Source organism: Oceanicella actignis, assembly GCF_900111545.1.
Taxonomy (GTDB): Bacteria; Pseudomonadota; Alphaproteobacteria; order Rhodobacterales; family Rhodobacteraceae; genus Oceanicella; species Oceanicella actignis.
Genome location: NZ_FOHL01000002.1, coordinates 189998 through 210808, shown reverse-complemented (window position 1 = coordinate 210808; position 20811 = coordinate 189998). Strand labels below are relative to the sequence as shown.

General features: G+C 71.6%; 18 protein-coding genes and 1 tRNA gene. 8 read left to right on the top strand and 11 right to left on the bottom strand.

The genetic code is table 11. The features are described 5' to 3' along the window. Positions 1–22: 22 nt before the first annotated feature. The 6 genes from BMW67_RS03630 to aptA form a co-directional block, all read right to left on the bottom strand. Positions 23–865, bottom strand: coding sequence for an ABC transporter permease (locus BMW67_RS03630; protein ID WP_072746100.1), 843 nt, complete (start codon positions 863–865; stop codon positions 23–25). Between the two features lie 95 nt (positions 866–960). Then, a complete protein-coding gene (locus tag BMW67_RS03625) occupies positions 961–1836 on the bottom strand; it encodes an ABC transporter permease (protein ID WP_072745899.1) in 876 nt (291 codons plus the stop codon). Positions 1837–1863: 27 nt separating this feature from the next. Then, a complete protein-coding gene (locus BMW67_RS03620) occupies positions 1864–2694 on the bottom strand; it encodes an ABC transporter ATP-binding protein (protein ID WP_072745900.1) in 831 nt (276 codons plus the stop codon). Positions 2695–2706: 12 nt separating this feature from the next. After that, entirely contained in the window at positions 2707–4167 is a 1461-nt protein-coding gene (gene hydA, locus BMW67_RS03615; RefSeq protein ID WP_072745901.1) for a dihydropyrimidinase, read from the bottom strand. A 115-nt stretch (positions 4168–4282) separates the two neighbouring features. Further along, positions 4283–5533: a Zn-dependent hydrolase gene (locus BMW67_RS03610; RefSeq protein WP_072745902.1), complete on the bottom strand. Its 1251-nt coding sequence runs from the start codon at positions 5531–5533 to the stop codon at positions 4283–4285. Between the two features lie 12 nt (positions 5534–5545). After that, on the bottom strand, positions 5546–6874 hold the full coding sequence (aptA, locus tag BMW67_RS03605; protein WP_072745903.1) for an omega-aminotransferase AptA: 1329 nt from the start codon (positions 6872–6874) through the stop codon (positions 5546–5548). A gap of 150 nt (positions 6875–7024) precedes the next feature. Between aptA and BMW67_RS03600 the strand changes: the two genes are divergently transcribed. After that, positions 7025–7825, top strand: coding sequence for a TetR family transcriptional regulator C-terminal domain-containing protein (locus BMW67_RS03600; RefSeq protein ID WP_072745904.1), 801 nt, complete (start codon positions 7025–7027; stop codon positions 7823–7825). Positions 7826–7921: 96 nt separating this feature from the next. On the opposite strand, the gene BMW67_RS03595 is transcribed toward BMW67_RS03600, so the two are convergent. Both BMW67_RS03595 and BMW67_RS03590 read right to left on the bottom strand, forming a co-directional pair. After that, positions 7922–9139 (bottom strand): DUF2333 family protein, encoded by a 1218-nt coding sequence (locus tag BMW67_RS03595; protein ID WP_072745905.1) that lies wholly within the window; start codon positions 9137–9139, stop codon positions 7922–7924. 597 nt (positions 9140–9736) lie between these two features. Further along, entirely contained in the window at positions 9737–10495 is a 759-nt protein-coding gene (locus tag BMW67_RS03590; RefSeq protein ID WP_072745906.1) for a glutamine amidotransferase-related protein, read from the bottom strand. A gap of 97 nt (positions 10496–10592) precedes the next feature. Here BMW67_RS03590 and BMW67_RS03585 point away from each other — a divergent pair, with 97 nt between their 5' ends. From BMW67_RS03585 to BMW67_RS03555, 7 genes are all read left to right on the top strand, one after another. Further along, positions 10593–11984, top strand: a complete 1392-nt coding sequence (locus BMW67_RS03585; RefSeq protein ID WP_072745907.1) for a glutamine synthetase family protein — start codon at positions 10593–10595, stop codon at positions 11982–11984. Then, the gene (locus BMW67_RS03580; RefSeq protein WP_072745908.1) at positions 11981–13273 is read left to right on the top strand and encodes an NAD(P)/FAD-dependent oxidoreductase; all 1293 of its coding nucleotides are present in this window, start codon (positions 11981–11983) and stop codon (positions 13271–13273) included. The genes BMW67_RS03585 and BMW67_RS03580 overlap by 4 nt, the downstream gene beginning before the upstream one ends. A gap of 133 nt (positions 13274–13406) precedes the next feature. Further along, complete coding sequence (locus BMW67_RS03575; protein WP_072745909.1) at positions 13407–13670, top strand: hypothetical protein; 264 nt, start codon at positions 13407–13409, stop codon at positions 13668–13670. 574 nt (positions 13671–14244) lie between these two features. Then, entirely contained in the window at positions 14245–15447 is a 1203-nt protein-coding gene (locus BMW67_RS03570; protein ID WP_072745910.1) for an aspartate aminotransferase family protein, read from the top strand. Positions 15448–15488: 41 nt separating this feature from the next. After that, complete coding sequence (argF, locus tag BMW67_RS03565) at positions 15489–16418, top strand: ornithine carbamoyltransferase (RefSeq protein WP_072746101.1); 930 nt, start codon at positions 15489–15491, stop codon at positions 16416–16418. Between the two features lie 235 nt (positions 16419–16653). Beyond that, positions 16654–17673, top strand: a complete 1020-nt coding sequence (gene hslO, locus BMW67_RS03560) for an Hsp33 family molecular chaperone HslO (protein WP_072745911.1) — start codon at positions 16654–16656, stop codon at positions 17671–17673. A 35-nt stretch (positions 17674–17708) separates the two neighbouring features. Next, positions 17709–17784 (top strand) — tRNA-Ile (locus BMW67_RS03555). A gap of 101 nt (positions 17785–17885) precedes the next feature. Here the strand turns inward: BMW67_RS03555 and BMW67_RS03550 are convergent. The 3 genes from BMW67_RS03550 to BMW67_RS03540 form a co-directional block, all read right to left on the bottom strand. After that, positions 17886–19196 carry a TRAP transporter large permease gene (locus tag BMW67_RS03550; protein ID WP_072745912.1) on the bottom strand — a complete coding sequence of 437 codons (1311 nt, stop codon included), beginning with the start codon at positions 19194–19196 and terminating at the stop codon, positions 17886–17888. After that, a complete protein-coding gene (locus BMW67_RS03545) occupies positions 19193–19693 on the bottom strand; it encodes a TRAP transporter small permease (RefSeq protein ID WP_072745913.1) in 501 nt (166 codons plus the stop codon). Before BMW67_RS03545 ends, BMW67_RS03550 begins: the two co-directional genes overlap by 4 nt. Positions 19694–19787: 94 nt before the next feature. Beyond that, positions 19788–20780: a TRAP transporter substrate-binding protein gene (locus BMW67_RS03540; protein ID WP_072745914.1), complete on the bottom strand. Its 993-nt coding sequence runs from the start codon at positions 20778–20780 to the stop codon at positions 19788–19790. Positions 20781–20811: the final 31 nt, after the last annotated feature.

The window sequence follows — 20811 nt, the reverse complement described above, 5'->3', positions numbered from 1 at the left end:
GTATCGCCGCCGCGCGCCTTGCTCAGCGTCTTTGCGACGGATGCCAGAACGTGACCGCCCTTTCGATCAGGGCGATCGCGCCGTAGAAAGCCGAGCCGGCCAGCGCCGCCACGGCGATCTCGGCCCACACCATGTCCAGGTTCATGCGCCCCACCTCGGTCGAGATGCGAAAGCCCATGCCCACGGTGGGCGTGCCGAAGAACTCGGCCACGATGGCGCCGATCAGCGCCAGCGTCGAACAGATTTTCAGACCGTTGAACATGAAGGGCGCCGCGGCCGGCAGGCGCAGCTTGCCCATGGTCTGCCAGTAGCCGGCCGCATAGGTGCGCATCAGGTCGCGCTGCATGCGCTCGGCGGATTTCAGGCCCTCGACCGTGTTCACCAGCATGGGGAAGAAGACCATGATCACCACCACCGCCGCCTTGGACGGCCAGTCGAAGCCGAACCACATGACCATGATCGGCGCCACGCCCACGATCGGCAGCGCCGCGACCATGTTGCCCACCGGCAGGAGCCCGCGCTGCAGGAACTCGGAGCGGTCGATAAGCAGCGCCGTCGCCACCGCCGCGCCGCAGCCCAGCGCGTAGCCGATCAGCACCGCCTTCAGGAAGGTCTGCGAGAAGTCGGCCCAAAGGATGGGCCAGCTGTCGGCGATGCGCTCGGCGATCATGCTGGGCGGCGGCAGCAGAACCGCCGGCACGCCCGCGCCGCGGGTGACGGCCTCCCACAGGAACAGCACGGTCAGCCCGAACACGGCCGGCGCCGCCAGCCCGGCATGGCGCCAGCCGCTGCGGGCCAGGCTTTCGACCAGCGCCCAGGCGCAGGCCCAGGCGCCCAGCGTCGCGGCCCAGCCCCAGGGCGGCATGCCGTCGGGCGCATGCGCCGCGCCCAGCGCCAGCCAGGCCAGCGCCGCCGCGGCCGCGGCCAGCGGCAGGGGGGGAAGCTGCGCGATTCGTCCGATCATGCCGCCGCCCCCATCCGCCGCAGCACCCTGCGGTGCATCGCCCCCACGATCGCCACCAGCGCCGCGGCCAGGATCGAGGCCGTCACCAGCGCCGACCAGATCTGGATGGTCTGCCCGTAATAGCTGCCCGCCAGCAGCCGCGCGCCAAGGCCCGCCACCGCGCCGGTCGGCAGCTCGCCCACGATCGCGCCCACCAGGCTGGCGGCCACCGCCACCTTGAGCGAGGCGAACAGATAGGGCATCGAGCTGGGCAGCCGCAGCTTCCAGAAGGTCTGCGCCGTCGTGGCCGACCAGGTGCGCATCTGGTCCATCTGCATGGCGTCGGGGCTGCGCAGTCCCTTGACCATGCCCACCGCCACCGGGAAGAAGCTCAGATAGGTCGAGATCAGCGCCTTGGGCAGCAGCCCCGAGATCCCGACCGCGTTGAGCACGACGATGATCATCGGCGCGATGGCCAGGATCGGGATGGTCTGCGAGGCGATGATCCACGGCATCAGGCTCAGATCCAGCGCGCGGCTGTGCACGATCCCCACCGCCAGCAGCACGCCCAGCAGCGTGCCCATGGCGAAGCCCAGCAGCGTCGCCGAAAGCGTGACCCACGAGTGATAGACCAGGCTGCGCTTCGAGGTGATCTTCTTGTCCACGGTCGTCTTCCAGATCTCGACCGCCACCTGATGCGGCGCGGGCAGGACCGGGCGGTCCTGGCTCATCGCCGCGCTCAGCATCTGCGTCAGCGAGGGGGCGCGCCCCGCGCGTTCGGCCTGGTCGCGCTCCCATTGCAGGTTGAGCGCGGCCGCGGCCGCATACCAAAGGACCAGGATCGCCATGAGCACGCACAGCACCGGTCCCGCATCGCCCGCCGCGCGCCTCATCGCGCCGCCTCCCGGCCGGGCCGCCGCTCAGTCCTCATAGCTGTGCCCCGCCTTGAGCCCTTCGCGCACGCGATGGGCGATTTCCAGGAATTCGGGCGTCTCGCGGATGTCGAGCGGCCGCTCGCGCGGCAGGGTCGACTCGATCACGTCGATGATCCGCCCCGGGCGCGGGCTCATCACCACGATGCGGGTCGACAGATACACCGCCTCGGGGATCGAGTGGGTGACGAAGCCGATGGTCTTGTCCGTCTTGGCCCACAGCTTGAGCAGCTGCTCGTTGAGATGGTCGCGCACGATCTCGTCCAGCGCGCCGAAGGGCTCGTCCATCAGCAGGATGTCGGCGTCGAAGGCCAGCGCGCGCGCGATCGAGGCGCGCTGCTGCATGCCGCCCGACAGCTGCCAGGGGAACTTGCGCTCGAAGCCCGTCAGGTTGACCAGCTCGAGCGTGCGGCGCACGCGCTCTTCCTGCTCTTCGCGCGGATAGCCCATGATCTCGAGCGGCAGGCGCACATTGGCCGCGATGGTGCGCCAGGGATACAATCCCGCCGCCTGGAAGACGTAGCCATAGGCGCGCGCCAGGCGCGCCTCGCGCGGGGTCATGCCGTTGACGCGCACCTCGCCCGCGGTGGGCTGCTCGAGATCGGCGATCACGCGCAGGAAGGTCGTCTTGCCGCAGCCCGAGGGGCCGATGAACGAGACGAAATCGCCCTTGCGGATCGTCAGATCGACGTCCGACAGCGCGTGCACCGGCCCGTCATCGGCCGGAAAGGTGAGCGAGAGGCCGCGCGCCTCGATCACGGCGGGGCGGGAGGCGGCGTCGTCCGACGCCGCCGCGGTCCGGCTGGCTTGCGCTTGCACGGGACCCCCTCCTCAGACGCCCGAGGGGATGTTGCGCGGGTCGCGCTCGATCTTGCGCGGGGCGGTCAGCGCCTTCCACTTCGACAGCGCCTTGTGCGCCGAGGGGAAGGCCGGGCGCGGCACGAAGCGCCCGCGCCCCGGGCGCGGCGGCACGTTCTGTCCCGCCGACCACACCACCTCGCCGCGCGAGAGGGTGAAGCGCGGCAGCCCCGTCACCTCCATGCCCTCGAAGACGTTGTAGTCGATGATCGACTTCTGCGTGGCGGCCGAGATGGTCTTGCGCGCCTTGGGGTCCCACACCACCACGTCGGCGTCCGCCCCCACGGCCACCGCGCCCTTGCGCGGGTAGATGTTGAGGATCTTGGCGATGTTGGTCGAGGTGACGGCCACGAACTCTTCGGGCGTCAGGCGGCCCGTCTCGACGCCCCTGGTCCAGAGCACCGAGAGCCGCTCCTCGAGCCCGCCGGTGCCGTTGGGGATGCGGGTGAAGTCGCCGTCGCCCATGTGCTTCTGCTCGGTGGTGAAGGCGGCGTGGTCGGTGGCCACCACCTGCAGCGAGCCGGCCATGAGCCCCGCCCACAGGCTGTCCTGGTGCGACTTGTCGCGGAAGGGGGGCGACATGACGCGCCGCGCGGCGTATTCCCAGTCCTTGTTGAAATATTCGGTCTCGTCCAGCGTCAGGTGCTGGATCAGCGGCTCGCCATAGACGCGCATGCCCTTCTGGCGGGCGCGGCGGATGGCCTCGTGCGCCTGCTCGCAGCTGACATGGACGATGTAGAGCGGCACGCCCGCCGCGTCGGCGATCATGATGGCGCGGTTGGCGGCCTCGCCCTCGACCTCGGGCGGGCGGGAATAGGCGTGCCCCTCGGGGCCGGTCACGCCCATGGCCAGGTATTTCTGCTGCAGCTCGGCGACGATGTCGCCGTTCTCGGCATGGACCAGCGGCAGCGCGCCGATCTCGGCGCAGCGCTTGAACGAGGCGAACATCTCGTCGTCCTGCACCATCAGCGCGCCCTTGTAGGCCATGAAGTGCTTGAAGGTGTTGACGCCGCGCTTCACGACCTCGGGCATCTCCTCGAAGATGCGCTCGTTCCAGTCGGTGACGGCCATGTGATAGCCGATGTCCACGCAGATCTGCGGGGCCGACTTGCGGTCCCACTCGTCCATGGCCGACAGAAGCGAGCCGTCCTCGCCCGGCAGGCAGAAATCGACCAGCATCGTCGTTCCGCCCGCGGCGGCGGCGTAGGTGCCCGACTCGAAGGTCTCGGCCGCGGTGGTGCCCATGAAGGGCATCTCGAGATGGGTGTGCGGGTCGATGCCGCCGGGAATGACGTAGGCGTCCGAGGCGTCGATGACCTCGTCGCCCTTCAGGTTCTCGCCGATCTCGACGATCTTCTCGCCCTCGATCAGCACGTCGGCCTTCCAGCTGCGGTCGGCGGTGACGATGGTTCCGCCCTTGATGACCTTGCTCATGACATGCCCCCTGCGTTGTTGCGTCTTGCGCGTTTGTTCTCGGGTTGATGCGCCGCGGCGCGCGGCTTGGGCGCCGGACGCGGAAACGGCCCGCCCCGGGGGGCGAGCCGCGCCTTCATTCGACGATTTCGGCGGTCTCGACCACCGCGTGGAACAGCACGTCGGCCCCCGCCGCGGCCCACTCCTTCGAGATCTCCTCGGCCTCGTTGTGGCTCAGCCCGTCCACGCAGGGGCACATGACCATGGCCGTCGGCGCCACGCGGTTGATCCAGCACGCGTCGTGCCCCGCGCCCGAGATGATGTCCATGTGCGAATAGCCCAGCCGCTCGGCCGCGCGGCGCACGGCGGCGACGCAATCCTTGTCGAATTCGACCGGGTCGAAGCCGCCCACCTTCTCGAAGGCGACCTCGAGGCCCATCTCGTCGCAGATCTTCTTCGCGCCCTCGCGCAGGCGGTTCTCCATGTCCTCGATCACCGCCTTGTCGGGCGAGCGGAAATCGATGGTGAACACCGCCTTGCCGGGGATGACGTTGCGCGAGTTCGGGTGCACCTCGATATGCCCCGCCGCGCCCACGGCATGGGGCTTGTGCGACCAGGCGATCTCGTCCACCAGCTCGAGGATGCGCGCCATGCCCAGCCCCGCGTTGCGGCGCATGGGCATGGGGGTCGAGCCGGTGTGCGCCTCCTTGCCCGTGACGGTGACCTGCGTCCAGCTCAGCCCCTGGCCGTGGGTGACGACGCCGATGTCCTTGCCCTCGGCCTCGAGGATCGGCCCCTGCTCGATGTGCAGCTCGAAGAAGGCCTTCATCTTGCGCGCGCCCACCGGCTCGTCGCCCTTCCAGCCGATGCGCTCGAGCTCGTCGCCGAAGCGCTTGCCCTCGGCGTCGGTGCGCTCATAGGCCCAGTCCAGATCGTGCACGCCGGCGAACACGCCCGAGGCCAGCATGGCGGGCGCAAAGCGCGTGCCCTCCTCGTTGGTCCAGTTGACGACGACGATGGGATGGCGCGTGCGGATGTTCAGATCGTTGAGCGTGCGGATCAGCTCGAGCCCGCCCAGCACGCCCAGAACGCCGTCATAGCGCCCGCCCGTGGGCTGGGTGTCGAGATGCGAGCCCACATAGACCGGCAGCGCGTCGGGGTCGGTTCCCGGGCGCATGGCGAACATGTTGCCCATCTGGTCGAGCCCCATCTGGCAGCCCGCCTCCTCGCACCAGCGCTTGAACAGGGCGCGGCCCTCGGCGTCGGCGTCGGTCAGGGTCTGGCGGTTGCAGCCGCCGGCGACGCCGGGGCCGATCCTGGCCATCTCGTGGATCGAGTCCCACAGGCGGTCGGCGTTGATGCGCAGGTTCTCTCCGGGTGCGGCCATGGCTTGCTCTCCTCAGTCCAGCGTCTTGAGCACGTCGCCCAGCGTGCCGATCAGCTCGTCGATCTGGGCCTTCGAGATGATCAGCGGCGGCGACATGGCGATGGTGTCGCCCGTGGTGCGGATCAGGATTCCCTTCTCGTAGGCCTTGAGGAAGGCCGAGAAGGCGCGCCGCGTGGGCTCGCCCGCGATGGGCTCGAGCTCGACCGCGCCGATCAGCCCCTGGCCGCGGATGTCGATCACATGCGGAAGGCCGCGCAACGAGAACAGCGCATCGAGCCAGTAGGGCTCGAGCTCGGCCGCGCGGGTCAGCAGCGCCTCGTCGCGGTAGGTCTCGAGCGTCGCCAGCCCCGCCGCCGCCGCGATCGGGTTGCCCGAATAGGTATAGCCGTGGAACAGCTCGATCATGTGCTCGGGGCCGGTCATGAAGGCATCGTGGATGCGCGCGGTGGTCAGCACCGCGCCCATGGGGATGACGCCGTTGGTCAGACCCTTGGCGGTGGTGATGAGGTCGGGCATGATGTCGTAATGCTGCGCCGCGAAGGGCGAGCCCAGGCGCCCGAAGCCTGTGATCACCTCGTCGAAGATCAGCAGGATGCCGTGCCGGTCGCAGATCTCGCGCAGGCGCTGCAGGTAGCCCTTGGGCGGCAGCAGCACGCCGGTCGAGCCGGCCATGGGCTCGACGATGACCGCCGCGATGGTCGAGGGGTCGTGCAGCGCGCACAGCCGCTCGAGATCGTCGGCCAGCTCGGCCCCGTGCTCGGGCTGGCCGCGGGTGAAGGCGTTCTTCTCGGGCAGATGCGTGTGGCGCAGGTGGTCCACCCCGGTCAGCAGCGTGCCGAAATGCTTGCGGTTGGCGACGATGCCGCCGACCGAGATGCCGCCGAAATTCACCCCGTGATAGCCGCGCTCGCGCCCGATCAGCCGCGTGCGCGCGCCCTCGCCCCGCGCCCGGTGCCAGGCGATGGCGATCTTGAGCGCGGTCTCGACGCTTTCCGAGCCCGAGTTGGTGAAGAAGACGTGCTCGAAGGGCTCGGGCGCGATCTCGGTCAGCCGCGAGGCCAGCTCGAACGCCTTGGGATGGCCCATCTGGAAGGCGGGCGCGTAGTCCAGCTCGGCGGCCTGCTTCTGGATGGCCTCGGTGATCTTCGGCCGGCAATGGCCCGCGTTGCAGCACCACAGCCCGGCGGTGCCGTCCAGCACCTGGCGGCCGTCCGAGGTGGTGTAGTGCATGTCGCGCGCGGCGACGAACATGCGCGGCGACTTCTTGAACTGCCGGTTGGCCGTGAACGGCATCCAGAAGGCGCGCAGGTCGTTGGGCGCGGAGGCGCTGCGATCCGACATGGTTCGGCTCCCTGTCATGGGGTCCGCGGCGCTGCGCGCGGCCCCGATTTCGGATTGTTCTTGCGGTCGCGTTGACCGTCTGGTCAAAATTCACGCTAGCACGGCCGCTTGGGCGGTCAAGACGAAAAAATACGCCATTCGGAGCCCCGCATGACGCGCGAAACCGACGCCCGCCCCGCGCCCGCCCCGCCCCCCCGCGCCAGGGCGCGCGCGCGCAAGAAGGCGCCCCCCGCCGCCGACGCCCCCGCCCCGCGCGCGGCGCGCACGCGCCGGCGCACCCGCATCCAGCGCGAGAACGAGCGCAAGATCCTGGCCGCGGCGCTGGACGTGTTCTCGGCCTACGGGTTCCGCGGCGCGACTCTCGACCAGATCGCCGAGCGCGCGGGCATGTCCAAGCCCAACCTGCTTTACTACTTCCGCCGCAAGGAGGACATCCGCGAGGCGCTGCTGACCAGCCTGCTCGACGCCTGGCTCGAGCCGCTGCGCGACCTGTCGGCCGAGGGCGACCCGATGCGCGAGATCGCCGCCTACATCCGCCGCAAGCTCGAGATGTCGCGCGACCGCCCGCGCGAAAGCCGCCTGTTCGCGGGCGAGATCATGCAGGGCGCGCCGGCGATGACGGCGCACATCAAGGGCGAGCTCAAGGCGCTGGTCGAGGAGAAGGCCGAGGTGATCCGGGGCTGGGCGCGGGCGGGCAAGATCCGCCCGGTCGATCCCATGCACCTGATCTTCGCCATCTGGGCGACGACCCAGCACTACGCCGATTTCGATTCGCAGGTGCGCGCGCTGCTCGACGTCTCGCCCGACTCGGACGGACACTATCACGACGCCGCGCGGTTTCTCGAAACGCTGTTCCTGAAGGGCCTCGCCCCCGAACCCGACGCGAAGCCCCATGCCGGACCGGGCGCCGGGCCCGCCCCGCGGACCGGCGGCGCCGAGGGCGAGGCGTGACCGCGCCCGCGGCCAATGCGCGCCCTCGCGCCCTTGCCCCGCGCCGGCGCAGGGCTCGCCCGCCCGGCGCCTTCGCCCCCTTGCGGGCGCCGCGCCTCAGCGGTCGATGACGTCGCGCAGCTCGACCATGTTCGCGCGGGCGCGGTAGATGGCCTCGGCCATGGCGGCCAGGTGGTTGGGCATCATCAGACCGTCCGAACGCCCGTTCGAGACGATCAGCGGCTCGAGCGCGGCCGCCTCGGCCACATGCGCCTCGAGCCGGTCCCACAGCTCGGCCAGGTCGCGGCGCTCGACCACCTGCGCGAAATCCTCGCGCAGCGCCTGCATCAGCCCGTGCAGCGCGAACATCTGCCCGCGCGCGCGGTGGAACAGGTTGTCGGCGCGGAAATCGAACCAGCCGCGATTGTTCCCCGGCCCGGGCACGAAGCGGTCGAGACGCGGGTCGTAGACCGTCCCGCGCGAGCGCTTGGACAGCTGGTCCGTGATCCCGCCGAGGAGCTTGCTCATGCGGTCGATCACCACGCGCAGATTGTCGGCGCGCGCGTCATACACCGCCGCGCAGTCGGCCAGCGCCTGGTTGTAGCGCAGATACGAGCGGATGGCGCCGCGATACGAGCCGGCGGCCGTGGTGGTGGCCACCAGCGCGTTGTCGCGGTCGAGCGGGCTGTTGAGCACCCAGGCCCGTTCGCTGATCTGCAGGCGCGACTGCGCGCCGATCAGATCCTGATGCGGGGCCGAGGTGCCGCGCACGCGCCCCAGCGAGTCGCGCAGCTCGATGGCGAAGGCGCGCAGCACGTCCAGCGCTCCCAGCTGGAAGGCGGCCTTGTTGTCGAACCAGGGCGTGTCCTCCCAGTCGATCAGCCAGAACACCCCGGCCTTGTAGAGCGGCGAGGCCGGCGCCCACACGTCCTGATTGACCATCATGTCGATGAGCGCCGCCTGCATGGCGACGGCGCGGCTGGGCGCGCAGACCCGCGCCGCGCCGGACGCGCCGGCGTCGGCCGGCTCGGCGGCGTCGGCCGCGTCGCCCGTCCCGGCGCCCGGCGCGACCCCCGCCGGCGCGCCCGTGGCCGCCAGCACCGCCTGCGGGTAGGACAGATCGCCCGCCCTGAGCCAGCCGAAGTTCCAGATCAGCGCGCCAAGCCACAGGGCAAGCCCCAGCAGGATCAGCGCCGGCGCGCGGCGCGCAAGGCCGCGCGCGCGCCCCTCGGGCAGGGTTTCGGGCGGCACGCCCAGCGGCGCGCGCCGACGCAGCCCCAGCACGCGAAGGAGCCAGTCCCAGAACTCCATGATGGCGTCGATGATGGCGGTCATGGCCCTGTCTCCGTGCTTGCGCGGCCCATGCGTCGGGCCCTCTTGCCCGCATTCCTACGCGCTGGCGCGGCGTGCGCCAAGGCGCGCGTCGCCGCGCCCGGCGCGAACCAAGCGCCGCGCCGCCCCCGCGCCGCGCGGATGCCGGCGCGGCGCACGGCCCGCGGGACCATGGCGGCCGGCGGCGCGCGAACGCGGCGCACGGCCCGCGGGACCATGGCGGGCGGCGGCGGGCGCCAGAGTCCAGCCTTTGACGCGCCTTTCTTGCGCGCCGCCCTGCGCTGGTCTCGGCGCAGCGCATGTCGCCCGGCTCCATGGGGTGGGCGCAGCCGGTCAACGCCCGGCCTTTCAAGGCGATTCTCCTGCGCATCGCGCTTGCGGGGCGCGATCGGCCGGGCCCTGCGCCACGCCGCGGCGAGGCCTGCGCCAGGCTCCGGCCGCGGGCCCGCGCCGAACCTCTGCCGCGCGCGGGCCCGGCGCGATTCGCCCGCCCGGGCGGCCCGGCGCGAGGCCGCGCGCCGATGTCGCGCATCCCGCCCCATCCGGCGCCCGGCCGCGTCGGGCGCCCGCCGGCAACCGGCGCCTGGCCGCCCGCGGCGCTCAGCCCTCGGCCCGGCCGCCGGCGGCGCCCTGTTTCGCGCCGGCCTCGTCCCCGGCCCCGTTGCGCGCCGGGCGGGCATGGGCGCGGAAGAAATCGGCGATGCGCCGCGCCATCCAATCCGAATCCAGCGGCGCGTCCATCCGCGCCAGCGCGGCGTCGGCCAGCGCGGGGTCGTAGACCGTGCCGCGCCGCGTCTCGATCAGCTCGCGCGAGAATTCGCGGCGGAACTCGGGATGCGGCTGATAGCTGATCGCCGGCGCGTCGCGATAGACCAACCCCGCATAGGGGCAGAACTCGGACGAGGCGACGACCTCGGCCGAGGGCGGCTTGCGCGTCACCTGGTCCTGATGCGAGGCGAGGATGGTGATGGGCCGCCCGGCCTCGACGCTGTCATAGGTCTGCGGGCCGATGCCCCAGCCGCGCTCGGACTTCTCGACCCTGCCGCCCAGCGCCTCGGCCATGATCTGGTGGCCGAAGCAGATGCCCGCCATGGGCGCGCGCGCCGCCGCCGCGCGGCGGATGAAATCCTTGAGCGGCTCGATCCAGGGCAGATCGTCATAGACCGCGTGCTTGGAGCCGGTGATCAGCCAGCCATCCGCCTCGGCCGGGTCGGCGGGCAGCTGCCCGTCCACCACCCGCCAGACGCGGAAGGCGAATCCCTGCCCCGCCAGAAGCCGGCGGAACATGTCCGCGAACGAGCCATGGCGCGCGCGCATCTCGGGCGCGACGTCGCCGGTCTCGAGAATGCCGATAAGCATCAGGCCGCCCTTTCCTTTGCGCCGAACGCAGGCAATATATGCCCGTCGCCGCCGAACGCCAGCGCCGCGACGGAAAATTGCGAACGGAAAGCATGTCATGACCAAGGCCCAGCCCCAGATCAGCCTCTCGGTGTCTCCGCATCTGGAGCCGCCCGACATCGAGGCCCTGCGCGACTGGGTGCGCGCCTTCAAGGTCGAGGAGATCGAGTGCGTCACCCCCGACTTCGCCGGCATCGCGCGCGGCAAGGTGATGCCCGCGGCCAAGTTCCTGCGCGAAAGCGAGGTGCGGCTGCCGATCTCGATCTATTTCGCCGTCATCACCGGCGACTACGCCGAGGCGCCGCATCCCGAGCTGCACTCGGACGGGGACATCACCCTGGTTCCCGACATCGCCACCGCGCGCGCCGTGCCCTGGGCGGGCGAGGCCTCGCTGCAGATCATCCACGACGTGGTCGACCGCCACGGCGCGCCCATTCCCTTCGCCCCGCGCAACGTGCTGCGCCGGGTGCTGGACGCCTACGCCGCGCGCGGCTGGACGCCCGTGATCGCGCCCGAGCTGGAATTCTACCTGACCAAGCCCAACACCGACCCCGACTATCCGCTCGAGCCGCCGGTGGGCCGCTCGGGGCGCCAGTCGACGGGCAGCCAGGCCTTCTCGCTTTCGGCGGTGGACGAATACGACGCGGTGATCGAGCACATCTACGACTACGCCGAGGCGCAGGGGCTGGAGATCGACACCATCATCCAGGAGGCCGGCGCCGCCCAGCTCGAGATCAACATGATGCATGGCGACGCGCTGCGCCTGGCCGACCAGGTGTTCTTCTTCAAGCGCCTGATCCGCGAGGCGGCGCTGCGCTGCGGCTGCTACGCCACCTTCATGGCCAAGCCCATGGCCGGCCAGCCGGGCAGCGCCATGCATGTGCACCAGTCGGTGCTGGACGCGCAGGGGCGCAACATCTTCACCCAGGAGGGGGGCGAGGCCTCGCCGCTTTTCGCCCACTACATCGGCGGGATGCAGAAATACCTGCCGGCGGCCACGGCGCTGATCGCGCCCTATGTGAACTCGTATCGGCGGCTGGTGAAGTTCATGTCGGCGCCGGTGAACCTGGAATGGGGCTACGACAACCGCTCGACCGGCCTGCGCGCGCCGCGCTGCGCGCCCGACGCGCGGCGCATCGAGAACCGCGTCATCGGCGCCGACGCCAACCCCTATCTGGCCATCGCGGCCTCGCTGGCGGCGGGGCTTCTGGGGATCGAGGAGCAGCTGACCCCGCGCCCGCCGGTCGAGGGCGGCGCCTATGACCACGAGCGCGACCTGCCCTATTCGCTGCTCGAGGCGGTGGACCTGCTCGAGGACTGCGCGCCGCTCGGGCGGCTGCTGGGCGAGGATTTCGTCAAGCTCTTCGTCGCGCTCAAGCGCTTCGAGCACGAGCAGTTCATGATCGTCATCAGCCCGTGGGAGCGGGAGCATCTCCTGTTGAACGTATGAGCCTTCTGCACCGGAACGACGCGCGCGGGCGCCACGCGCCCTCGTGGTATGCGCACAGCGCCGCCCCCTTTCCCGAGCTGCCCCCCCTGCGCGGCGAGGCGCGCGCGGATGTGTGCGTGATCGGCGGCGGATTCACGGGCCTTTCCACGGCGCTGCACCTGGCCGAGCGCGGCGCGCAGGTGACGCTGGTCGAGGCGCACCGCGTCGGCTGGGGCGCCTCGGGGCGCAACGGGGGCCAGGTGGCGGTCGGCCAGCGGCTGTGGCAGGAAGAGATCGAGCGCATGCTCGGCCCCGACGACGCCCGCGCCGCGTGGGAGATCGGCCGCGACGCGGCGCGGCTGGTGCGCGCGCTGATCGCGCGCCACGGCATCGACTGCGCCTGGCGCGACGGCATCCTGCACCCCAATCACCGGCGGCGCTTCGACGGCCCCGCCCGCGCCCATGTCGAGCGCATGCGCAAGGTTTACGGCTACGAGGGCCTGGAATGGCTCGAGCCCGACGAGATGCGCGCCGCGCTGGACGCGCGCGGCTATCACGGCGGCTATCGCGACCGCGAGGCGGGCCATCTGCACCCGCTCAACTATGCCCGCGGGCTGGCGCGGGCGGCGATGGCGGCGGGCGCGCGGCTTCACGAGACGACCGAGGCGCTGGCCATCGAGGACGGCGCGGTGCGGCTCGAGGACGGGATCGTGCGCGCCGAGACGATCGTGGTCGCGTGCAACGGCTATCTGGGCCGGCTGCTGCCCGAGGCGGCGGCGCGCGTTCTGCCGATCAACAACTTCATCATCGCCACCGAACCCCTGCCGCCCGAGCGCGTGCGGGCGATCATTCCGGGCGGCGAGGCGGTGGCCGACAGCCGCTTCGTGGTGAACTACTTCCGCTTCTCCGAGGACGGGCGCATGCTGTTCGGCGGCGGCGAAAGCTATGGCGACGCGTTCCCGCGCGACATCAAGGGCTATGTGCGCCGGCGCATGCTCAAGGTGCTGCCGCAGCTGGCGGACGCGCGCATCGATTTCGGCTGGGGCGGGACGCTGGGAATCACCATGACCCGCCTGCCCTTCTTCGCCGAGGTCCGGCCCGGCGTGTTCAACGCCTCGGGCTATTCGGGCTCGGGGGTGGCGATGGGCACCATGGCCGGCCAGCTGCTGGCCGAGGCGCTGAGCGGCGATCGCCGGCGCTTCGACGTGATGGCGCGCCTGCCCGCGCCGCCCTTCCCCGGCGGGGCGCTCCTGCGCCGGCCCACGCTGGTGGCGGCGATGCTGTTCGCGCGGCTGCGCGACATGCTCTGACGCCGCGGGCGCGGCCCGGCGCGGGGCGGGGCGGCGCCCGTTAACCGCTTCCCTTTACGGCGCGCTCATGCCTGCGCCCTATGCTGTCCGACGGGGTGAGCGGCCGCGGGGGCGGCCGCGGATGAGGGGAAGCATGATGAAGGACTGGCCGCTCTTCTTTCGCAATCTGGCGCTGGGAACGGGCGCCGCCTGCGCCGCCTTCTTCGCGGCGCTGTGGCTGCTCAGCGGGCGAATCGAGTTCCTGGGCGCCGTCGGGGGGGTGTGGGCGCTGGGGCAGCTCTTCGCGGCGCTGGCGGCCTTCGCGGGCCGCAGGGCGGCGATGCGCGCCGCGCCGCCGGCGCCGGCCGATCCGCAATGGCGCGGCGGCTGGCAAGGTTCGGCCGACGCCCGGCGCTAGGGGTCCGGCGCCGGGGTCCCGACCCGGGCCGCGGCGCGGGCGCAGCAGGCCCGCCCCTGGCGCGGACGCGCGCGCCATCGCGGGGCCCCGGACGGCGCGCCCGGAGCCGCAGTGTCGGCCCTCGGCGGCGCGCCCGGCATCGCCAGCCCGATGCACGGCGGCGCGCGGGGCGCCGACGGCGCGAAGCTCGAGGGCGCGCGGGGCGCCGATGGCGCGAAGCTCGAGCGCGCGCGGCTGACCGGTCGGCGGGTTTCCCGAAGCGTGCGCGACGCCCCCGGCGCAGGGGCGCGCCCCCATGGCGCGAGCAAGCGGCCTTCGGCGCCGGCGCGTGGCCGCCCGGGCCGGAGCCGGCGCCGGTCCGCCCCGCAAGGCGCGAATTCCTGCGCGGACCGGGCCTTTCGACGCCGGCCGCGCCGCGCTCCGCGCCCCCGCCGCCCGCCTTCGCCGCGCCTTGATCGGCGCCCGCGCCAAGGGGTTTGACATTTGCGCGCAAGCGCGTGACAAACCCCGTTCCGTCCTGCGTTCCGGCCGCGCGGGCGGGGCGACGGAGCAGGCCGGACAAGGAGCCCGAACGGTGATCTCGCCCGTCCTGCCGACCTATGCGCGGGCGCCCCTGTCCTTCGTGGAGGGGAGCGGCCCATGGCTCATCGACGAAAGCGGCCGCCGCCACCTGGACCTGTGCGCCGGGATCGCGGTCAACGCGCTGGGGCACGCGCATCCGCGCCTCGTCGCCGCGCTCGAGTCGCAGGCGCGACGGCTGTGGCACACCTCGAACCTCTACCGCATCCCGAACCAGGAGCGGCTCGCCCGCCGGCTGACCGAGGCGACCTTCGCGGACACCGTCTTCTTCGCCAATTCGGGAACCGAGACGATCGAGCTGGCGATCAAGATGGCCCGCCGCCGCGCCCACGCCGCCGGCGAGCGCGAGCGCACGCGCATCCTGACCTTCGAGGGCTGCTTCCACGGCCGCAGCACCGGCGCCATCGCCGCCTCGGGCGCGCCCAAGATGGTCGAGGGCTTCGGCCCGCTCATGCCCGGCTTCGACCACGCACCCTGGAACGATCTCGAGGCCGCGCGCGCCCTGGTCGGGCCGCAGACCGCCGCGATCCTGGTCGAGCCGATCCAGGGCGAGGGCGGCGTGCGCGTCGCCGATCCCGCGTTCCTGCAAGGGCTGCGCGCGCTGGCCGACGAGAGCGGCGCGCTGCTGATCCTGGACGAGATCCAGACCGGCGTCGGGCGCACCGGCAAGCTGTTCGCGCACGAGCATTACGGCATCCGCCCCGACATCATGACCGTGGCCAAGGGCATCGGCGGCGGCTTCCCGCTGGGGGCGCTGCTGGCCACGGAAGAGGCCGCCGCCGCCATGACCGCCGGCAGCCATGGCAGCACCTATGGCGGCAACCCGCTGGCCTGCGCCGTGGGCTGCGCGGTGATGGACGAGGTGCTGGCCGAAGGCTTCCTCGACCGCGTCGCCGAGGCCGGCCGGCGCCTGCGCGCCGGGCTCGAGGCGCTGGCCGCGCGCCATCCGGCCGTTCTGGGCGGCGTGCGCGGCATGGGGCTGATGCTGGGGCTCGAATGCCGCGTGCCGGTCGGGCGCCTGGTCGCGGCGGGATACGATGCGGGCGTGCTGGTGGCGCCGGCCGCGCAGGACGTGGCGCGGGTGCTGCCGCCGCTCATCATCGCCGACGAAGAGATCGACGAGGGCCTTGCACGGCTCGAGGCCGCGGCCGCCGCGCTCGAGGCCGCCGAAGCAAAGGATCAGGAGGCGCGCGCATGACGTCCCGTTTCGCTCCCCTCGACGCCGCCCTGCCCGCCGGGATGCGGCATTTCCTGGACCTGCACGCGGTCGCGCCCGAGGATCTGCGCGCCATGATCGACGCCGCCCACGCCGCCAAGGCCGCCCGCGCCGGGCTGCCGCGCGGCGCGACGGACCAGGGCGCGCCGCTGGCCGGGCGCATCCTGGGCATGATCTTCGAGAAGCCCTCGACGCGCACGCGCGTCAGCTTCGACGTCGGCATCCGCCAGCTGGGCGGGCAAGGCCTCATGCTGTCCTCGGCCGAGATGCAGCTGGGCCGCGGCGAGTCGATCGCCGACACCGCGCGCGTGCTCAGCCGCTTTCTCGACATCGTGATGATCCGCACCGGCCCGCACGAAAAGCTGCTCGAGCTGGCGCGCCACGCCGCGATTCCCGTCATCAACGGGCTGACCGACGCCTCGCATCCGTGCCAGCTGATGGCCGACGTCATGACGATCGAAGAGCGGCTGGGCCCGATCAAGGGACGCACCGTCGCCTGGGTGGGCGACGGCAACAACATGTGCGCCTCGTTCATCGAGGCGGCGGCGCAGTTCGGCTTCGCGCTGCGCATCGCCTGCCCCGAGCCGCTTTCGCCCCCGCGCGACGTGCTGGCCTGGGCGGCCGAGCGCGGCGCCGACGTGCACGTCACCCGCGATCCGCGCGAGGCCGTCTCGGGCGTGGACGTCATCGCCACCGACACCTGGATCAGCATGGGCGACACCGACCGCTCGCGCGAGAAGCGGCACGCCATGCTGCGCCCCTTCCAGGTCAACGCGGCGCTGGTCGAGCTGGCGGCGCCGCATGCGATCTTCCTGCACTGCCTGCCCGCCCATCCGGGCGAGGAAGCCAGCGAAGAGGTCATGTATGGCCCGCGCTCGGTCATCTTCGACGAGGCCGAGAACCGTCTGCACGCCCAGAAGGCCGTGATGCGCTGGTGCCTCGGCGCGCTCTGAGCCCCGGGCGGGCGCCGCGCGCCCATCCCCGCGCGCCAGGGGGGCATGGCGCGCCGCCGCCTCGCCCCGCCCGCCCGTTCCGAGCGGCGCCTCGGCGCGCCGAAGCGGGCGATTTGCGCCGGCCCGTCCGACGCACTATCTCAAGAGCCGAGCGGCGGCGCGCGGCGACGCGGCCCCGTCCCTTTCCTTTCCCGGCGCCCGCGCCGGGCCTGCAAGCGCGCCGGAGGCGCAACCCATGAGCACACATGACGACAACGCGGGCGCGGCCGTCGCCCGCCCCCTCGGCGCCGGCGACGACACCGTGCTGCCCTTTCAGCTCGACCGCAGCGACATCCGCGGCCGCGTCGCGCGGCTGGACGAGTCGCTGGCGCGGATGCTGGCCCAGCACGACTACCCGCCCGCCGTCGGCGCCCTGACGGCCGAGGCGGCGATGCTCACCGCCCTGATCGGCCAGACCATCAAGCTGCGCTGGAAGCTGAGCCTTCAGATCCGCGGCAGCGGCCCCATCCGCCTGATCGCCACCGACTATTACGCCCCCGAGACCGAGGGCGCCCCGGCGCGCATGCGCGCCTGGGCCAGCTTCGACCCCGAGGCGGTCGATCCCTCGGCCCCGGGCTTTGCGCAGCTGGGCGAAGGGGTGTTCGCGATCCTCATCGACCAGGGCCCCGGCACGACCCCCTATCAGGGCATCACGCCCCTGGCCGGCGGCTCGCTGGCGGCCAGCGCGCAATCCTACTTCGCCCAGTCCGAGCAGATCCCGACCCGGTTCGAGATCGTCTCGGCGCTGGCCTCGGCGCCCGGCGGGCAGCCCGCATGGCGCGCGGGCGGGGTGATGCTGCAGCAGCTGCCCGCCGAGGGCGGCGCCGGCGCGGCGCGCCCCGAGGCCGATGCGGACGGGCTGATGACCGCGCAGGGCGTCGCCGACATGGCCGGCCGCGGCGAGGACTGGAACCGCGTCAATCTGCTGCTCGGCACCGTGGACGCGCACGAGCTGATCGGCCCTCACGTCACCCCCGAGGCCCTGCTCTGGCGCCTGTTCCACGAAGAGACCCCGCGCGTCTACCCGGTCCAGCCGGTGCGCTTCGGCTGCTCGTGCTCGGGCGAGAGGGTGGTCGAGGCCCTTGCCAGCTGCTCGCCCGAAGAGATCGCCGCCATGACCACGCCCGAGGGCAAGGTCACGGCCGACTGCCAGTTCTGCGGCGCGCATTACGAATTCGCCCCCGAAGAGCTGGGCGCGCGCTCAGGCGGCCATTGACCGCCCCGCCCGGCGGGCGCTAAGCATCGCGCGCCGGGCCCGTAGCTCAACGGTCAGAGCAGACCGCTCATAACGGTTTGGTTGGGGGTTCGAATCCCTCCGGGCCTACCAGATCCCCCCAAGATCCCCCCAGATGCCCCGGCCATGCGCGCCGGCGCATGCGCGACGGCGCGGCCCCGCAGGGCCGCGCCGCGCCCGGGTCTCGGCGCGCCCTACCGGAAGGCGTCGGGCATCAGCAGCTGCGGCAGCCACAGCGCCAGCTGCGGAAACACGATCACCAGCAGCAGGATCAGCAGCATCGGCAGCAGGATGATCGCCACGTCGCGCAGCACCGAGACCACGTTCACCCCCCCGATCGCCGCCGAGATCAGCAGGCACAGACCGTATGGCGGCGTCACCAGCCCGAAGGCCAGCGAGATGATGCCGATGATCGCGAAGACGATGGGGTCGATTCCCGCCGACTGCGCGACGGGCATCAGCACCGTGCCGAGAATGATGATCGCCGGGATCGCGTCGATGAACAGGCCGAACAGCAGGAACAGCCCGGCGATCATCAGCGCCACGCCGAAGGCGCTCAGCTCCATCGCCGTCACCGTCGAAACCAGCAGCCGCGGCACGTTGAAGAAGGCCAGCATCCACCCGAAGGCCGAGGCCGTGCCGATGGCGAAAAGCGAGATCGAGGCGAAGCGGCCCGTGTCGTAGAGCACCGCGCCAAGGTCGCGCAGGCCGACGGTGCGGTGGACGAACATGCCCAGGAACAGCGCATAGCCCGCCGCGATGATGGCGCTTTCGGTCGGCGTGACCACGCCGCCGACGATGCCGCCGATCACCAGAAGCGGCGTCATCAGCGCCAGGATCGCGCCGCGCAGCGCGCGCCGGAACTCGGCCAGCGTCGGCCGCCCCGCGGTCGGATAGCCGCGCACCTTGGCGTAGCCGTAGACCGTCGCCATGAGCGCCAGCCCGATCAGGATGCCGGGCGTGGCGCCGCCCAGGAACAGCGCGCCGACCGAGATCTGCATCACGCCGCCCCAGACCACCATCAGGATGCTGGGCGGGATGATCACGCCCATCACCGACGAGCACGCGGTGATCGCGACCGAGAAGCGGCGGTCGTAGCCCTCCTTGACCATGGCCGGGATCAGGATCTTGCCGCAGCCCGCCGCATCCGCGGTGGACGAGCCCGAAATGCCCGCGAACAGCATCGAGACCGCCACGTTCACATGGCCGAGCCCCCCCGGCATCCAGCCGGTCATCGCCCGCGCCAGATCGATCAGCCGGTCGGTGACCTTGCCCGAGTTCATCAGGTTCGCTGCCAGCAGAAAGAACGGCACCGCCAGAAGAATGAACGAGTTGTAGGACTGGAACATCCGGTCCAGCACGATGAACGGCGTCAGGCGGATGTCGAGCAGCACCACCGGAACCGTCGCAAGGCCCAGCGCGAAGGCGACCGGCACGCGCATCAGGATCAGGAAGGCGAAGACGCCGAACAGGATCGCGCTGGCCGTGACTGTGGACAGGATCATCGCACGGCGCTCCGCGGCTGGGACCGGCGCCAGGCGTCGATGCGCTCCTTCAGCCGCCAGGCGGCGAAGATCGCCCAGACGGCGCCCGCGATCGGGACCGAGACATGGGTGAAGATCTTGTTCGCGCCCATCATCATCGAGCGCTGATTGGCGCCGAAGCGCGCGTAGTCCACGCCGTACCAGGCCACCATCAGCCCGAAGGCCAACACGCAGACCAGCACGAAGCCGTCCTGCAGCAGCGAGGCCAGCGGCCCGCGCGCATCGGGCAGAACGCGCACGTCGAAATGCGTGCCGTCCCAGACCGCCACCATCGAGCCGATCATCACGACCCAGATGAACAGGAACGTGGCCAGCTCCTCGGTCCACAGATAGTTCGGGATCAACCCCGTGTATCGGGCGATGACCTGCATCGCCACCGGCGCCGCCAGCGCGCCGACGAGGACGGCCAGAAGCCCCCGCAGCGCGGCGCAGAACCGCTCAAGCGCAACACCAAGCATGTTTTCCTCCCCAACGCCGCGCCATGCGCGCCGCCGCCTTGCGAAATGCGACGACGCCCCGCCGCGCGGGCGGGGCGCCGTCATCGCCCGCAGGTCACATGCCCCGGATCGCCGCCAGCAGATCCGACGCGCCCAGCTCCTGCGCATAGGCGTCCTGGACGGGCTTGACCATGTCAAGCAGCTTGTCGCGGTTCTCGAATTCGAGAATCTCGATCTGGCCGGCATCGGCCATCTGCTTGAGCTTGATCCCGTCCTCGCGCGATTCCAGCTCGCGGCCGAAGGCGCCCGCCTCGCGGCCGGCCCGCTTGACGGCCTCCTGCTGCTCGGGGGTCAGCTTGCGCCAGGCGGTTCCGCTCATGACCAGGGGACGCACGGTGATCGTGTGCTTGGTCAGCGTGACGTAGGGCGCGACCTCGTAGAAGCGCAGGTTCTGGATGCTGGCCGCCTCGTTCTCGAAGCCGTCGATGACGCCGGTCTGGATGGCGTTGTAGACCTCGTTGTAGGCGATGGCGGCGGGCGCGGCGCCAAGGGCCTTGAAGATGCGCGCCTGGATGGGCGCGCCCATCACCCGCATGCGGTGACCCTTGAGGTCCTCGAGATTGCGGATCGGCTTGCGCGAAACCAGGTTGCGCACGCCGCCGCCGGCATAGCCCAGCACGATGATGTCGGCCTTCTCGGCCAGCTGCCGCTCGAGCGGGGCGAGCACGTCGCTGGACAGGACCTTGTTCCAGTGCTCGGGATCGCGGAACAGGAAGGGCATGTCCATCAGCGGCGCCGAGGGCGCGAAGGTGGCCATGTTGGACGGCGCCATGATGGCGTAATCCACCGCCACGCCCTGGTTGAGATAGGTGACGTGGTCCTTCTCGACCCCGAGCTCGCCGTTCAGGCGCAGGTCGAAGTCCAGCGCGCCGCCGGTGTATTCCGTGGCCAGGCGCTCGAACTCGCGCAGCGTCTTGGTGAAGGCATGCTCTTCGTCGAACATGCTGGCGCCGCGCAGCGTCATGTCGGCCGCGGCCGCCGGCGCGGCGACCGCCGCGGCGAGCATGGCGCCCTGAACAAGGCGGGTCGCCTTCTTGAAGATGGTCATGCGTGTTTCCTCCCTTCGCATGGTTGCGCCG

Bases quoted from the DNA above. Each gene is read 5' to 3' on its own strand.
- BMW67_RS03585 (WP_072745907.1), top strand. From the start codon at position 10,593: ATGACCAAGGCCCAGCCCCAGATCAGCCTCTCGGTGTCTCCGCATCTG.
- BMW67_RS03580 (WP_072745908.1), top strand. From the start codon at position 11,981: ATGAGCCTTCTGCACCGGAACGACGCGCGCGGGCGCCACGCGCCCTCG.
- BMW67_RS03540 (WP_072745914.1), bottom strand. From the start codon at position 20,780: ATGACCATCTTCAAGAAGGCGACCCGCCTTGTTCAGGGCGCCATGCTC.
- hydA (WP_072745901.1), bottom strand. From the start codon at position 4,167: ATGAGCAAGGTCATCAAGGGCGGAACCATCGTCACCGCCGACCGCAGC.
- BMW67_RS03575 (WP_072745909.1), top strand. From the start codon at position 13,407: ATGATGAAGGACTGGCCGCTCTTCTTTCGCAATCTGGCGCTGGGAACG.
- BMW67_RS03545 (WP_072745913.1), bottom strand. From the start codon at position 19,693: ATGCTTGGTGTTGCGCTTGAGCGGTTCTGCGCCGCGCTGCGGGGGCTT.
- BMW67_RS03600 (WP_072745904.1), top strand. From the start codon at position 7,025: ATGACGCGCGAAACCGACGCCCGCCCCGCGCCCGCCCCGCCCCCCCGC.
- aptA (WP_072745903.1), bottom strand. From the start codon at position 6,874: ATGTCGGATCGCAGCGCCTCCGCGCCCAACGACCTGCGCGCCTTCTGG.
- BMW67_RS03630 (WP_072746100.1), bottom strand. From the start codon at position 865: ATGCCGCCCTGGGGCTGGGCCGCGACGCTGGGCGCCTGGGCCTGCGCC.
- BMW67_RS03590 (WP_072745906.1), bottom strand. From the start codon at position 10,495: ATGCTTATCGGCATTCTCGAGACCGGCGACGTCGCGCCCGAGATGCGC.
- BMW67_RS03595 (WP_072745905.1), bottom strand. From the start codon at position 9,139: ATGACCGCCATCATCGACGCCATCATGGAGTTCTGGGACTGGCTCCTT.
- BMW67_RS03625 (WP_072745899.1), bottom strand. From the start codon at position 1,836: ATGAGGCGCGCGGCGGGCGATGCGGGACCGGTGCTGTGCGTGCTCATG.
- BMW67_RS03610 (WP_072745902.1), bottom strand. From the start codon at position 5,533: ATGGCCGCACCCGGAGAGAACCTGCGCATCAACGCCGACCGCCTGTGG.
- argF (WP_072746101.1), top strand. From the start codon at position 15,489: ATGCGGCATTTCCTGGACCTGCACGCGGTCGCGCCCGAGGATCTGCGC.
- hslO (WP_072745911.1), top strand. From the start codon at position 16,654: ATGAGCACACATGACGACAACGCGGGCGCGGCCGTCGCCCGCCCCCTC.
- BMW67_RS03550 (WP_072745912.1), bottom strand. From the start codon at position 19,196: ATGATCCTGTCCACAGTCACGGCCAGCGCGATCCTGTTCGGCGTCTTC.